Source organism: Corynebacterium pilbarense, assembly GCF_026930265.1.
Lineage (GTDB): Bacteria > Actinomycetota > Actinomycetes > Mycobacteriales > Mycobacteriaceae > Corynebacterium > Corynebacterium pilbarense.
The window spans coordinates 1-667 of the sequence record NZ_JANRML010000090.1; the positions used below are offsets into that span (position 1 = coordinate 1).

Here is a 667-nt window from a genome sequence, read left to right on the forward strand (position 1 = left end):
GGTCCTTTTTCTGATGGGGACACTTAGATGCAAAATGACCTATCTTACCATAGTTAAAGCATTTGAAGGGCAACTTCCCTTGATATTTTCCTGATCCTTTCTTTAACCTTCTCACAAATTTTGCCTCAATATCATCTAATTCTGAATCAATATTCTTGTCTACTTTAAAAGATGCTTCTCTAGTACTGGATTTATCTTTGTTAATTCTCATTTCATATGTAGTTAGAGTTCCTAGGATTTGATCAATGGACAGAGTTTTAAGATCACTTAGTTCTTCTATTGCAGAGACTTTTGAATTAAATTGATCAAGAAGAGATCTTAAAATATTCTGAACTAAAAATGGTTCTTCAATATTCTCACCAAGACCCTTCATGGCATTTACAAGTTCCTCAACTCTTAAAAAATGCTTGCTAATTGTTTCATCTTCATTCATCTTTAGTTGTTCAAATTTCAATCTGTATGTTTGAAGTTTGGCATCTTTTACTTTCTCATTTCCTTCATAACTGTTAATGAGTTTGTCCCACATTTCTTTGGCAGTATTAAGATGCATCACCTTTACAAACTCAGCTTCAGCAAGTCCATTCAAGATAGCATTCATCCCCTTAGCATTAAAACTAAACTCTAACTTATCATCCTTGTTGTCTAGCACAACAAGCTTTGTATATCC

General features: G+C 33.1%; 1 protein-coding gene. It reads right to left on the reverse strand.

Features of this window, described 5'->3' with window-relative positions:
* Positions 1-649 (reverse strand): zinc finger CCHC domain-containing protein (locus NUW87_RS11900; RefSeq protein WP_269028650.1); only part of this gene is annotated, 649 nt, incomplete at its 3' end.
* Between the last annotated feature and the right edge of the window lie 18 nt (positions 650-667).